Source organism: Flagellimonas chongwuensis, from assembly GCF_013376415.1.
In the GTDB taxonomy this organism is placed as follows: domain Bacteria; phylum Bacteroidota; class Bacteroidia; order Flavobacteriales; family Flavobacteriaceae; genus Flagellimonas; species Flagellimonas chongwuensis.
Genome location: NZ_WYET01000004.1, coordinates 684,419 through 698,071 on the forward strand (window position 1 = coordinate 684,419; position 13,653 = coordinate 698,071).

The window sequence follows — 13,653 nt, forward strand, 5'->3', positions numbered from 1 at the left end:
AAAATAATATAAAAATGAAAAAATCAACCTTAATACTTTTATTACTGGTATTACAATTCTCCAATATAATCGCTCAGGTAAAGTTTGCAGAGTTTGGCAACCATACTCTTAGAAACGGTGAAGTATTGGAAAATGCACGTATAGGCTACAGCACCTATGGCTCCCTCAATCTTGATAAGAAAAATGCCATATTGTTCCCTACATGGTATGCTGGAACGGGTAAAAGTCTTACCCCATACATTGGCAAAGAAGCTATGATAGATACTACAAAGTACTATGTTGTGGTTGTGGAAGCGTTGGGCAATGGGATTTCTTCCTCCCCTTCCAATACAGATATAAAGGACGGGGACAAATTTCCGGAATTTGGAATTGGGGATATGGTGGACCTGGAGCATAAACTGATCAAAGAGGTTTTGGGCCTGGACCATTTATATGCTATAACCGGCATTTCCATGGGAGGTATGCAAACGTACCAATGGATGGCCAGTTACCCTGATTTTTTTGATAAGGCAATTCCAATTGTGGGCTCGCCCAAACTATCCGTTTATGACCAACTGAACTATGAAATCTTCAAGAAGATATTGAACAAAGAGATACAGCATGGCACAAAGGAAGAAACTTTTTTGATGTTGGAGTACGCGTTGGGACTTACGCCTCAATACTATGAAGGCAGTACTGAATCCATTGATGAAGTTTTGCGAAAAATCAGAGATGAGGCCAAAAATTATGATGTTCGGGACCTACACAGTCAAATGCTGGCCATTTCCAATTATAGTTTGGATCAAGATTTGAGCAAACATAAGGTTAAATCCCTATCCGAGCTGTTCAAAGGCGAGGCGTTTATCATATATTCAAGAACGGACCATTTGGTAGCTCCCTCAGCCAATTTGGAGGTTATAAAGGGATTAAATGCCCAATCTTTGGATTTAAATTCCAAATGTGGACATTATACATTTGGCTGTGATATGGAAAAACTCAACATGGCCGTAAAAAATTTCTTAAATTGAGCTGGACATGACCAGAGTACTCGTTATTTTCCTCCTGATTTTCTTATACCCTCACACCAAATCAATTGGGCAACAAAGTGATGTTTTCATCAAGGCCGGCCTTTTGTATGACAGTAAGAGCAATCAATTATTCCCCAACAAGATTATTCATATTCAAGGCTCCACGATAAAATCCATTACCGGGTTCCGTAAGATGGGCAAAAGCAAAAAGGTAATTGATCTGTCCGATTAAACAGGCTCGTTGCAAATTCCATCACCCCAATATTCTTCGCTAATACTTCAAAAATCTTGTTGTTCCATACTAAGCGTGGATTGCCTTACCACAAGACTTGTTTTTATAGTCTTAGTTTCAAACTTCGCTTTATCGTCCTTTCCCTCTATCCTATCAATCAATTTATTGGCAGAGGTCTCTCCGATAAAACGGCCATGTTGACTGATCATTGTTACTGGTGGACTGGCGTATCTTGATAGTTCTCCGTTGGTAAACCCGATTACAGAGATATCCTTTGGTATTAAAAAACCTTTGGAGCGCAAAAGGTCCATTACCTTAACGGTAGTAATCTCATCAAAGACCAAAATTCCATTTAGTTCTTTCAAGTTTAAAGAAAGTGAAATAGTAAGTTCTAGATCATCCTCCACTCCGAGCGATACTACCATATCTGAATCAAAAGGAATGCCTTGTTCCTTCAATGCTCTTTTAAAACCTTCAATCCTTAACCGGCCTATTGAAGAATTGGGGATTGGGTTTATGATGGCCAAAGAGCGACACCCTGTTTCCAAAAAATGTTTTGTGGCCTTGTAACCGGCCTCAATATCGTCCACGACCACTTTGTCACACTCGATCATTTCGGTTACCCTATCAAACATGACCAATGGAATCTGCTTTTGTAACAATTCCTCAAAATGTGCAATGTGTTCGGACAATTGAGCCTCTCCAGCAACAGTGGAAATAATAACCCCGTCCACTGATCCTGAGCATAAGAAATCCAGGATCTTAACCTCTTTTCCCAAAGATTCATTGGTACTGCAGGTAATAATACTATATCCCCTTTCATCGGCAACCTGTTCTATACCAAATAGGACTTGAACAAAAAAATAGTTCAAAATATTAGGGATTACCACACCAATTGTCTTGGTATTCCTATTTAAAAGGTTGAGGGCTACACGATTGGGCTTATAGTGGTTCTGTTTGGCAAATTTCCTAATCTTGACCTTAAGCTCCTCACTAATTTCATGGCTATCGTTTATAGCTTTAGAAACCGTGGATACCGATACATTAAAATGGGCAGCAATGGTCTTTAGGGTCAATTTGTTCATGGATACCGTAAATATAGCTCTAAAAGATAGCAATTTAATATCATCGAAACCATCTTTAGAGCAGGAGCATTCCAGAAGAAATTTAATTAATGGCAAACCGCCCATTCAGAATTTCAAAAATCCAATGGGCGGTCAGTATAAACGTGAATGTTAATTATTGGAGTACTAAACAAATCTCCCAACAATGTTCTCGAACAACTCTTGTTTGCCACTGATCTGTTTTGGCTCACCTGTTTCCAGAGCATGCTTAAAAAGATCGGAAAATTCCAATTTTCCTGAGCTGAACTCAGCTCCTTTGCCCTCTTGAAAGGATGCATACCTTTGACTTAAAAGTTCTTCGTATGAAGATTCCTCAATGATTGCATTAGCGGCCAAAAGTGCCCTGGCAAAGGTGTCCGCGCCTCCTATGTGGGCATGGAAAATATCCTCCAAATCGGTACTGTTTCTTCGTGTTTTGGCGTCAAAATTGACACCTCCGCCTTGCAATCCACCCGATTTGAGGAAGACCAACATGGCTTCAGTTACCTCTAGCACATTATTGGGGAACTGATCGGTGTCCCAACCATTTTGATAGTCGCCCCGGTTGGCATCGATACTTCCAAGCATCCCCGCATTGGCTGCGACTTGTAGTTCGTGTTGAAAGGTGTGTTGTGCCAAGGTGGCGTGGTTCACTTCAATATTGAGCTTAAAATCATCCTCCAGTCCGTATTCCCGTATAGAGTTGATAGAGGTAGCAGCATCAAAGTCATATTGGTGTTTTGTGGGTTCCATCGGTTTTGGCTCAATAAAGAAAGTTCCTTTGAAACCTTGCTTGCGTGCATAATCCCGAGCCATGCCCAAAAATCGGCCTATATTGTCCTGCTCCCGTTTCATATCCGTGTTCAATAGAGACATGTATCCTTCACGCCCTCCCCAAAACACATAATTTTCACCGCCAAGTGCAATAGTAGCGTCCAGAGCCATTTTTACTTGTGCACCGGCGTAGGCCAGTACATCAAAATTGGGATTGGAAGCTGCACCGTTCATGTAACGAGGGTTTGAAAAGCAATTTGCGGTGCCCCAGAGCAATTTTACCCCAGAGGCAGATTGCTTTTCCTTCAAATAATCCACTATGGTAGACAGTCGTTTTTCGGATTCGGCCAAAGAATCTGCCTCATCCACTAGGTCAAAATCATGGAAGCAATAATAATCGAATCCCATTTTCGTCACAAATTCGAAAGCGGCATCAGCCTTATCCTTTGCTGCCTTAATTGGGTCTTTATCCACAGACCATGGAAAATTTTTGGTACCGGGGCCAAAAGGGTCTCCCCCCGTTCCACATAGCGTATGCCAATAAGCCATGGCAAACTTAAAATGTTCCCTCATGGTTTTGCCCGCCACCACTTGGTCCGGATTATAGAATTTAAATGCCAAAGGGTTATCGGATTCCCTTCCTTCAAATTTAATATCACCTATTCCGGTGAAATATTCTTTGTTGCCTAAATGTGCCATTATTTTTTTGTTTTTAATATTAGTTGTAGTTCATTTTTCCAATTCTCATATGCCTTTTGATAGAGCTCCTTATTGTCAAGCGGCCTATAAGTCATCACATGGTCGTTGTTCATATAAGATGTAAACTTTTCTTGGCCATGTTCATATATGGCACATGCTCTGGCCGCACCTATGGCGCCCGTTGTATTGTATATTTCTATTTCTTCTTGAATTAGGGTAGAAATGGTACCGGCAAATATGGCAGACCTAAATAGATTATCGTTGCCTGCCCGTATCACCTTTGCCCTAGCACCGTCTGAACTCATAATTTCCATACCGTATACAAATGAAAATGCAATTCCCTCCAATGCGGCCCTACAGAGATGTGCCTTTGAGTGTCTATTAAGGTCAAGGTTCACAATGCGGGTACCGATATCTTGGTTGTTCAACATACGCTCAGCTCCGTTACCAAAGGGAATTATACTGAGTCCGTCCGAACCAATCTCTATTTTCGATGCCAAATCGTTCATTTCTTCATAGGAGGCTACATCCAGGTTGTTCAGAAGCCATCTATATTGTATACCGGACCCATTGATACATAGCAGCTTTCCTATTCTAGTATGAGTGTCCGGACGATAGTTGACATGAGCAAAATTATTGACCCGAGAGCTTTCCTTAACCGAAAGGTTGTCCGTAATGGCATATACTACTCCCGAAGTGCCGCCTGTAGCAGCCACTTCACCCGGTTCAAAAATGTTAAGGGACAGTGCATTGTTGGGCTGGTCCCCTGAGCGATATAAAATAGGCGTACCTTCCAATAGACCGCTTTGTTGCGCACCTTCTTTGGACACCTCTCCTTGGTTCCCAAAAGTATCCACTGTATCCGGAACCATGGATTCTGGAATTCCATAATGTTCAAGAACTTCATTGGAAACCCGGTTCTCCACAAAATCCCAAAAAACACCTTCTGATAAACCTGATATGGTTGAAGCTATTTTACCGGTCAGTCTGTACCCTATATAATCGCCGGGCAGCATAAACTTATAGACTTTATCAAACACTTCGGGCTCATTTTCGCGGACCCAGGCTAATTTGGATGCTGTAAAATTTCCAGGGGCGTTCAATAATCTGGTATCACACTTTTCCTCGCCCATCTCCTTGTAGGCGCGGTTACCAATTTCCACGGCACGACTATCACACCAAATAATGGAATTTCTTAGTGGTATGCCGGCGGTATCAACAATAACAAGTCCATGCATTTGATACGCAATTCCCAACCCTGAAATATTGGCCGGCGATATCTTATGATCTTTTAAAATTCTTTTAATCCCCTTGCATACCAATTCCCACCAAAGTTCAGGGCTTTGTTCCGCCCAACCTGGTTTTGTGGCCATCATGGACATTTCTTCTTCCGGCTCCTGTACGACCGTTACTTTTTTACCTGTGGACGCTTCGACCAGTGCAATCTTTATTGAAGAACTGCCCAAATCAATACCTATATAATACATGAAAGTTAATTGTTGAACTATATGGTTAAATATAAAAAATGCCCAGTTCAAAAGTGTTCTTTAAGTTAAAACAATCCAAAGCAAGATTGTTTAGGTTCGAATTGAACTGTTCAAAAGAAACCAATTAACTTACTGTATTACAATAATTTATAATAAAACCAATTATTCATCTGCGTTTCGAAATGGTTTTCGTAGATAATTTTAGAAATGGATGATAAATAACTTTATGGAAAAATCCGTTTGATGAATTACTCAATCATTCAAGTGTAAAGAATATTGATATCCCAGTTTGACCTACAGCCTTATTGTCGTTATCTAAATTCCAGATAATATTCAAAAAAGGGCAACACCTGTTGTGGAATACGCCCATCTTTCGTGTATATATTGTTCACATGGGTTCCAATGTATTCTTCTGCAAAATGGTCAATGCCCAGATTCTCCAATTTAATACTGAACATTTTACATTGTTGCGTAAAGCGTTCTCCTGCATTACGCCCCCAATCCATTTTAATGGCCCTTAAACTTTTCAAGTTGTCTATATAATTCTCAAGATTGTAAAACGGCATATTATCGTGCCATTTTTTGAGTATTTCTTGGTGTATGACCAATTCCCCATCTTCGTATCCAAATGGAAAATCGCAATAAAAAGGCGGATTGTTGGAATTCGGAGACCATGAGCGTGCAAATGCTACCATTACTTTTCCAAAGTAGGTTTTTTCCAATCCTTCATAGGTGGAGATTTCAGATAGTTCTTTAAAGGTGTCGCTGTTAGGGCCATATTCCCTAACTATGGCCAGAGCTCCTGGACTGATGGCGTATACTGTATTGAACACATCAGGATGTTTCATGGCAATATTCAAGGCTCCATAACCGCCCATACTATGCCCGGTTATCCCACGACTTTCCTTTTTGGGTATGGTACGATAATTCTTGTCCATATAGGCAACCAAATCCTCTACCGTGAAATCTTCCCAGTTTCCAAAAATTCCTGAATTGGAATAGAAACTACCTTCATAAGTTGTTTTTTGGTCGGGTATCACCAGAATAAAGGGTCGAATACGTTTAGTGGCTATGGCAAAGTCCAAAATTTCCTTCATAGATTCCAATAGGGTATGGTCGCCATAAAATCCGTGCAAAAAATAGATAACCGGATATTTTTTGGTTTCGGTTCCATAGTTAGGTGGAAGATATACCCCGACTTTCCGAGTAGGGTTCTCTCCAAAATCATTCACCAAATGCTTCGAATAAATGGAATCTATGACAATACTCCCCGTTTCAGATTGCGCATGTATTATCTGAAAGGCGAAAATCAACAATGTGAAGTGTAAAAACTTTTTCATCAATTTGCTTTTAATCGTTAGTATTTATGGGCATTTCCAACAGAATAGAGGATAATGTCTTGCCATGTTTGTCCAATCGCAACGAACGGGTTACCCCTCCCCTAAGAGCTTTGTGCATTACAAAATTGATTGCGCCCAATGTTGTAACCTCATACCGTATTATTTCGCCTTGAATCGTTTCACCTAAAAACAGCTTGACTTTTTCGACGGTCACTTTTTTTTGAATTATGGGATAATCCTTCTCATCAAAGGCAATCACAGAGATATTTACCATATCTCCTTTATCTCCTGTTCGTGAATGTGCTATCTCTTTAAGTTTCATAATATTCAACCTGTGGCACCACCTTTTTTTTGTCCATCAAAATGGATTGAATGGCTATAACCTCCGTAACTAATTTGGAAATACCGCCACCGGCTGCCGGACCGTTGGTATATAGGGTTTCCACTTCATTGACCAGTTTTACGGCTGCTTCCTTGGTTTTGGTTTTGGCCGCTATACGCAACCGTACTTCTTGAGGGTTGATGTCCGAAACATATTCTTTAAAAAGACTATTGGTTCCGATAAGATCAAAAAGAATATCTTCTACTTCGAGATTCTTGGCTCTAAGTCGCTCCTTGACAATTTCAATGGCCAATTGGGCCCTTTCCAATGCATAGCTCCCGCCATAACTTATTTGCGCATCAGCCATGTAACCATCGTGATACCCCACCGAAACTTTCAGCTTTCCGGTCAGTTCCTTTCCTGAAGCACCGTAAACTTCAACTTTGTCCTTTTCTATCTCCTTTAATATTATATTGGAAAAATCCGCAACCACATCAGGCGTCAAATATGCGGAAGGATCATGCACCTCGTACAACAATTGTTCTTTACAGGTTGCAGGTGTCACCATACCACCCGAATCCTTTAATTTGGTAATATGGAACAAACCATCGTTGTTTATTTCTGCAATAGGATACCCCAGATTGCCCAAGTTAGGAACTTGTTTTTTAACTCCATCCGCAAAATAGCCCCCACATACTTGGCCCGCACATTCCATTAAATGCCCTAAGACCGTTCCTTTTCCCAAGAGAGGATAGTCATCCATTGACCAAGCGAATTCATGGATAAGTGGAGCCAAAAACAAGGAAGGGTCGGCCACTCTTCCTGTCAATATAATATCTGCCCCTGCTTCCAATGCTATTAAAATTCCCTCAACGCCCATATAAGCATTTGCGGAAATGATTTTATTCCCTAAAACCGATAGGGGTTCGCTGCTTTCCAAAAAGGTCTGTGTGCTGAAATCCAACATGGACATAACATCATCCCCGAACACGGCGGCTATTTTTAAGTTGGTTAGACCAAGTTCTTGGGCAATCGTTGCGGTCTTCTTTGCTGCCGCCAATGGATTGGCTGCCCCCATATTGCTGATAAGCCTGACCTTTTTTGAAACACAATGTGTCAAGCAGGCCTTCATCCGCTCTTCCAACAAGGGGTCATATCCCAGCTCAGGATCCTGCATTTTCTGCAATTGTGCCAAGGCAATGGTCCGCTCTGCAAGACATTCGAATATGATATAATCCAAATTGCCCTCTTTTATCAGGTCCACAGCGGGTTCTATCCGGTCACCCGAATACCCTGCTCCCGAGCCAATGCGAATAATTTTTTCTGGTATCATGCTTTATATGGGAATAGTTCCTATCAATATAGATACAATGGTCATAACAATGGTCGCACCGAATGCATATTTAAAAGTGAACCGCTGATGCTCCGCTAAATCCACTTTCGCCAAACCGATGAGCAAGAATGTCGTTGCTGTCAATGGGCTCAATGGAAACCCAGTGGTCATTTGCCCCAATATGGCGGCCTGACCCACACTAATGGGCTCTACATTAAATTGACCTGCCACTTCGGATATCACGGGCAAAAATCCAAAATAGAAGGAATCCGGGTCAAAAACAAAGCTCAGTGGCATACTGGTGACTGCCATAATAAGCGGAATTTGTTCCCCTGCGCCATCAGGAATTACATTGGCCATTGCACGCGCCATTTCAGAAATCATTCCAGATTCTGTCATAATACCTGTAAAGACACCCGCTGCCAGTAGTATACTTGCCATCAAAAGGGCTGCTTTTGCGTGGGAATCTATCCGGGAAGCTTGATCTTTAAGGTTTGGATAGTTTACCATTAGGGCAATTATAGTACCTAGCATAAACGGCAGTGCAGGGGCGACAATACCCCTGATCAGCAATACAATCACTGCAATGGTCAACACGATATTGAACCAGAACAATTGAGGCCTTCTCATCCTTTTTTCTTCTTCTGAAACTTTTTTCTGATAGCCATCATCTTTATCAACATCCATGGAGCCCAGTTGAAGTCTTTTAGCCTCTTTGGAGCCTAAATACCATGCAATGACCAAAACAAACAATATTCCGAACAATTGGGGTATCATTACAGGAGTGTACAATTCCGTTATCTCGACCTGTAGTGCCGTAGCTGCCCGAATGGTAGGTCCGCCCCAAGGGACGAGGTTCATCGTTCCTGCACCAAGGGCAACAACACAGGCCAATACCCTTTTGTCCATTTTGAGTTTCTCAAAAAGAGGTAACATAGCGGGAACGGCAATGAGAAAAGTAACTGCTCCAGAACCGTCCAAGTGAACAATCATTGAAAGAATTGCAGTACCTATGGTAATTTTTACTAGATTGCGTCCCACCAATCTAAGGATGGTATTGATAATCGGATCGAACATCCCAGCATCAGTCAAAATACCAAAAAACAATATGGCGAAAACGAACATGGCGACCACAGGTGCAATGTTTTTAATGCCCTGGACCGCAAACTCGGCGGTATCCAGACCAAATCCTGCAATCAACGAACCTATAATAGGGACCAGAATCAAAGCGGAAAGGGCACTTACCTTTTTAGAAAGGATAAGTGCTAGCAATATCACAGTAATCGCTATTCCAGTAAAGAGAATCAATTTTTATACACTTGGTCTAAAAAGTTATAGCGAGCATCGTTCGATGCCTTGGTAAGGTTACTCTCCGTGTTGATGACCATTACGGGAGGGTTACTCTCATTACTCTTGGAAGCATTCCAAGTCGGAAGCTCATCGCCATTGGGGTCACCTGTTTTAATAAAGTTTGCAAAGAACTCCTGCATGGTAGCGGATGCTTTATAATCATCAGGGGTCCAGGCATAATCATCCACAAGGTGTAAATTGCCCATAGCATATTCGATTTCTGCAGCATGCGGTGCCCCGATTGCTTTGGGCATCTGAGGTGCACCGGAATCCTTTTCTACGGTTCCACCCGCCAATCCTGAGACTTTGCTTTGATCTCGTAAAGGTGGACGTATCTTACTGTATAGATATCGATAAACCGGTTGGTCTGAGTTTTTACGGTGCAAATCGAACCATTTCCATGTACTATAAACTATAAAGTTATCGGATGCCAGATTGGTTGCTGCCCATTCTACTTCCGTGGATGTGCCGTGAGGATAGAGTTCCAAAACTTCCTCATACTTCTTGGGATAGTTTTGCTTTACCTTTTCAACAAAAGCCTCTTTTGTGATTGGTCCCTGTGTAAATGCCATACCCGGTATTTCCGCAGAATTCCATCCAACCAATAACGGCACTTGGGCCTGTTGTTTCGAAGCAAAAATTTCAGGCAGCGTTTTTGGCAGAAGATAGCCATCAATTACCATGGGAAAACCAAACCTTTTAGAGTCGTTGTACTTTTCATAAATCTCACGTGTGCTCAGTTTCCTTAGCTCAGCAATATTTTCCACACCTGTGCTTTCAAGAAACTGTGTTCCTTGTTTCTCTGCCTTTTCCAAGGAAACAGGAGCCATAGTAGGTGAAATTGCAGCTCCGCTTTCTCCTATTGCCCCCGCAATAAGGTTTTTTGATAAGGGAGAGGCCATCTGTACACTGACTCCTATGGAGCCAGCTGACTCCCCTGCAATGGTCACTTTCTCAGGATTTCCGCCAAATGCCGCAATATTGTCCTGCACCCACTTGAGGGCCATGTTCTGATCCAATTGACCATAATTACCAGATGCTTTGTATGGGGCCTCTTTGGTAAGTTCCGGGTGTGCCAAATTCCCAAAAATATTCAGGCGATAATTGGTTGTCACGACCACAATGCCCTTTTTGGCCATGCTTTCGCCGTCGTATCTATACTCGGATGCATCTCCAGCAACGTTTCCTCCTCCATAGAAATAGACCAAAACAGGAAAGTCTTTTTCGCTGTGCTTAGCAGGTGTCCATACATTTAAGTATAGACAGTCCTCGCTCAAACCTTTTGAGCGGGATTTCATATCCCCGAATACCATAGCCTGTATAGGTCGCGGACCAAATTCCTTGGTTTCCTTGACACCTTGCCATGCATCCAAAGGCTGGGGAGCTTTCCAGCGGAGTTCCCCTACAGGTGGTTTTGCAAAGGGAATCCCAAAATACTTTTGGATGCCCGAATGGGTATCGTAAAGCCCTTCAATTGTTCCATTTTTCAGTTTTACCTGGACCGGAAAGGCATTGGTGTTCTGTGCATGAGCACTAATGCCAAGTCCTAATAAAATCATTAAGGTAATAGCTAATTTCTTCATTGTGCGTTTGTTCTCTTTGTTATTGTAACAGTTTGTTACAATAATACTTTGTTTTTTCGAATTTTCATGCTTTATTTACCAAAATTTCAGTTTTGAATACCGATAAACATCCACAAAGCCTTAACAAAGAAGACTATCTTTCCCATATCGCATTTGATTCTGTCATATTTGGATTTAATGGAAAAGACTTAAAAATCTTGATATTGGAGTATCATAACACGGGCTTGTTCGCTTTACCCGGAGGATTTGTACGACGAAATGAAAGTCTGGCCGAAGCTGTCACCAAAGGCGTAGAGGAACGAACTGGAATTGATGACCTCTATTTGGAACAGTTCCAAACTTTTGGAGGTCTCAATAGATCTGATTCCAAAGCGATGGAACAAATATTGGAAATGAACGGACTGGATATTAAGGCCAATGAGTGGTTATTGGACCGGTTTATTTCCATTGCCTATTATGCACTGATCAATTTTGAAGAAGTCAATCCCATTCCTGATCCTTTGGCCGACAGTATTGAGTGGTATTCTTTGGATGAACTTCCCCCATTGATGATGGACCACGAGGAAATCGTTCATAAAGCACTTGAAACCCTACGTGAAAATCTGGACAAAAAATTATTGGGCATGAATCTGCTTCCTGCAAAATTTACCATGAAAGAATTGCAGAATGCCTATGAAAAGATAACGGGCGAAACCTTCAAGCGTACTGCATTCCAGCGGAGGATGCTGGCTACAAAAAACTTGGTCCGTCATGAAAAGCTATTTACAGGGGGAGCCCATAGAGCCCCATACCTCTATAGTTTTAAAATCAAGTAAAGCTAGAATCATTTGGATCTATTTTCAAAACCGAACAAAAATTTGGAAACATTCGACACAATATGTGTTTGATTTTCAAAATTTTATAATGACTATTGAATTTGAAAATATAGTAAGTTAAAAAAAAGATGACCCATAGTGGGCCATCTTAAATTAACTAAATCAAAAATAAACTATCCTTGAATTTTACTCTACATCACAATCACCTTACTCAAATTCCAAAAAATAATCCTTGAACTCAGGTGAATTGAACATCCCGTTACCATCGTGTGCCACATTGGGCACTACTATTCTTCTATGATTATGGTCGGTAGGGTAAAATGTTTCCATGTATTGAAACATATGCTCCCCCCTAATGAAGCGATTGGACCCCAACAAAGTTGCTTGACAGTCCGTAGTGTTAAGAGTTCCTTCCGTTGATGTGTCATCACTTCCCAAAAAGTAAACCGTATTCCGGGAAACTTGCTGTTGGGTCAAGGTAGTTGCATCAATGCCATCCAAATAAGGTACCGCAAACTCATATCCATAGGGCCAAAAATCGTATCCCTCACAATCCATAGGCTCATAGAAACTGGAGGTATCCTCATTATAGCGCTGGCCATCTGGATAATAGAAATATTGATTGTTTGCCACCACATACTGAAAATCAATACCTTCTATCGTAGCCTGCACTTTATTGGCCAAGGCATAATGTTGTGTATAAGTGGCTCCGGATGAATGTCCGGTAATAAAAATGGTCTCTACATTGGGAAACTTCTCTTGGTTCGAAAAGCGATTCACCAGACTATCCATTACAGTAAAGGAGCTAATTGCGGCATTATTGTTTCCTGCGTTTGCTCCTTCACGCCATCTGGAATCGTTCCATATCAATCCATTTGCTGGGGCCGTTCCATTATCTTGAAAATACGGTGCCACGACCAGTGTGGTTTCTTCCAACTCCATACTTTGCAACGAATTGACCATATAATTGAAATAATTATCTGCATCTCGATTGGCTCCGTGGACTACCACAACGACCTTCTCTATAAAGTCCCATACAAACTCGGTGTCTTCGATAAAATCATAGTTTGAATAAACATCAAAGGATAAGGATTGTTCTGAAGCGTCCAAAAACTCGATTCTTTGCATACAATCTTCAGATGCCGAAAGGCATGGGGTCTTTGCATTCGTTTCCGCATTTTCTGTTGTAAAAGAATAGGAAACCGCCTGTTGGAGCATTTTTCCCTCGACACCAATTCGACCAGCATCAATATTAATTGTATAGGCCGTGTTGGGTACCATATCGTCCAAACCAATCAGCACCTTAGTGGATTGGTTAAGGTATTGCGCCGCATAGGTCACATTCTCCTGTCCTGCACTTATATACACCACATTTTCAAATACATCGGGTTCCACTGCGGACGAAAAAACAACCTCAAAAGTACTGTTCAATGGAACACCCTGCATATCATCGGTAAACACCGTGTCGTTCAATTTAACGGAAATCACGTTTAACGAGCCCGTTGTGGCATCATCATCTTCACTACATGCGGTTAACCAAAGCACAACCATACTCATTAGAACAATTTGAAGCTTCTTAACTATATTTTTATTCATCTTATTCTTTTA

General features: G+C 41.5%; 12 protein-coding genes. 3 read left to right on the top strand and 9 right to left on the bottom strand.

Annotated elements, in window-relative coordinates; translation table 11 throughout:
• Positions 1 to 14 precede the first annotated feature (14 nt).
• Together GUA46_RS10195 and GUA46_RS10200 are read left to right on the top strand one after the other, a co-directional pair.
• Entirely contained in the window at positions 15 to 1,007 is a 993-nt protein-coding gene (locus GUA46_RS10195) for an alpha/beta fold hydrolase (RefSeq protein ID WP_176620397.1), read from the top strand.
• Between the two features lie 7 nt (positions 1,008 to 1,014).
• Positions 1,015 to 1,239, top strand: coding sequence for a hypothetical protein (locus tag GUA46_RS10200; protein ID WP_176620398.1), 225 nt, complete (start codon positions 1,015 to 1,017; stop codon positions 1,237 to 1,239).
• A gap of 47 nt (positions 1,240 to 1,286) precedes the next feature.
• Here the strand turns inward: GUA46_RS10200 and GUA46_RS10205 are convergent, their stop codons facing one another.
• From GUA46_RS10205 to GUA46_RS10240, 8 genes are all read right to left on the bottom strand, one after another.
• Entirely contained in the window at positions 1,287 to 2,324 is a 1,038-nt protein-coding gene (locus tag GUA46_RS10205; protein WP_159075740.1) for a LacI family DNA-binding transcriptional regulator, read from the bottom strand.
• Positions 2,325 to 2,489: 165 nt separating this feature from the next.
• A complete protein-coding gene (gene xylA, locus GUA46_RS10210; protein WP_108244495.1) occupies positions 2,490 to 3,815 on the bottom strand; it encodes a xylose isomerase in 1,326 nt (441 codons plus the stop codon).
• The gene (locus GUA46_RS10215) at positions 3,815 to 5,302 is read right to left on the bottom strand and encodes a xylulokinase (RefSeq protein ID WP_176620399.1); all 1,488 of its coding nucleotides are present in this window, start codon (positions 5,300 to 5,302) and stop codon (positions 3,815 to 3,817) included. Before GUA46_RS10215 ends, xylA begins: the two co-directional genes overlap by 1 nt.
• A 311-nt stretch (positions 5,303 to 5,613) precedes the next feature.
• Positions 5,614 to 6,642 (bottom strand): alpha/beta hydrolase, encoded by a 1,029-nt coding sequence (locus tag GUA46_RS10220; protein WP_176620400.1) that lies wholly within the window; start codon positions 6,640 to 6,642, stop codon positions 5,614 to 5,616.
• Positions 6,643 to 6,652: 10 nt separating this feature from the next.
• Entirely contained in the window at positions 6,653 to 6,964 is a 312-nt protein-coding gene (locus GUA46_RS10225) for an AtuA-related protein (RefSeq protein ID WP_176620401.1), read from the bottom strand.
• The gene (locus GUA46_RS10230) at positions 6,954 to 8,297 is read right to left on the bottom strand and encodes an acyclic terpene utilization AtuA family protein (RefSeq protein ID WP_176620402.1); all 1,344 of its coding nucleotides are present in this window, start codon (positions 8,295 to 8,297) and stop codon (positions 6,954 to 6,956) included. The genes GUA46_RS10225 and GUA46_RS10230 overlap by 11 nt, the downstream gene beginning before the upstream one ends.
• A gap of 3 nt (positions 8,298 to 8,300) precedes the next feature.
• Complete coding sequence (locus GUA46_RS10235) at positions 8,301 to 9,605, bottom strand: CitMHS family transporter (protein ID WP_176620403.1); 1,305 nt, start codon at positions 9,603 to 9,605, stop codon at positions 8,301 to 8,303.
• Positions 9,602 to 11,230 (bottom strand): carboxylesterase/lipase family protein, encoded by a 1,629-nt coding sequence (locus GUA46_RS10240; protein ID WP_176620404.1) that lies wholly within the window; start codon positions 11,228 to 11,230, stop codon positions 9,602 to 9,604. Before GUA46_RS10240 ends, GUA46_RS10235 begins: the two co-directional genes overlap by 4 nt.
• 92 nt (positions 11,231 to 11,322) lie before the next feature.
• Between GUA46_RS10240 and GUA46_RS10245 the strand changes: the two genes are divergently transcribed.
• Positions 11,323 to 12,045: an NUDIX hydrolase gene (locus tag GUA46_RS10245; RefSeq protein WP_176620405.1), complete on the top strand. Its 723-nt coding sequence runs from the start codon at positions 11,323 to 11,325 to the stop codon at positions 12,043 to 12,045.
• Between the two features lie 207 nt (positions 12,046 to 12,252).
• Here the strand turns inward: GUA46_RS10245 and GUA46_RS10250 are convergent, their stop codons facing one another.
• Positions 12,253 to 13,641, bottom strand: a complete 1,389-nt coding sequence (locus tag GUA46_RS10250) for an Ig-like domain-containing domain (RefSeq protein WP_176620406.1) — start codon at positions 13,639 to 13,641, stop codon at positions 12,253 to 12,255.
• Positions 13,642 to 13,653: the final 12 nt, after the last annotated feature.

What these genes read in the sequence shown, in the direction of transcription:
- GUA46_RS10225 (WP_176620401.1), bottom strand. Translation starts at nt 6,964, where the DNA reads ATGAAACTTAAAGAGATAGCACATTCACGAACAGGAGATAAAGGAGAT.
- GUA46_RS10250 (WP_176620406.1), bottom strand. Translation starts at nt 13,641, where the DNA reads ATGAATAAAAATATAGTTAAGAAGCTTCAAATTGTTCTAATGAGTATG.
- GUA46_RS10195 (WP_176620397.1), top strand. Translation starts at nt 15, where the DNA reads ATGAAAAAATCAACCTTAATACTTTTATTACTGGTATTACAATTCTCC.
- GUA46_RS10240 (WP_176620404.1), bottom strand. Translation starts at nt 11,230, where the DNA reads ATGAAGAAATTAGCTATTACCTTAATGATTTTATTAGGACTTGGCATT.
- GUA46_RS10200 (WP_176620398.1), top strand. Translation starts at nt 1,015, where the DNA reads ATGACCAGAGTACTCGTTATTTTCCTCCTGATTTTCTTATACCCTCAC.
- GUA46_RS10230 (WP_176620402.1), bottom strand. Translation starts at nt 8,297, where the DNA reads ATGATACCAGAAAAAATTATTCGCATTGGCTCGGGAGCAGGGTATTCG.
- GUA46_RS10220 (WP_176620400.1), bottom strand. Translation starts at nt 6,642, where the DNA reads ATGAAAAAGTTTTTACACTTCACATTGTTGATTTTCGCCTTTCAGATA.
- GUA46_RS10205 (WP_159075740.1), bottom strand. Translation starts at nt 2,324, where the DNA reads ATGAACAAATTGACCCTAAAGACCATTGCTGCCCATTTTAATGTATCG.
- GUA46_RS10215 (WP_176620399.1), bottom strand. Translation starts at nt 5,302, where the DNA reads ATGTATTATATAGGTATTGATTTGGGCAGTTCTTCAATAAAGATTGCA.
- xylA (WP_108244495.1), bottom strand. Translation starts at nt 3,815, where the DNA reads ATGGCACATTTAGGCAACAAAGAATATTTCACCGGAATAGGTGATATT.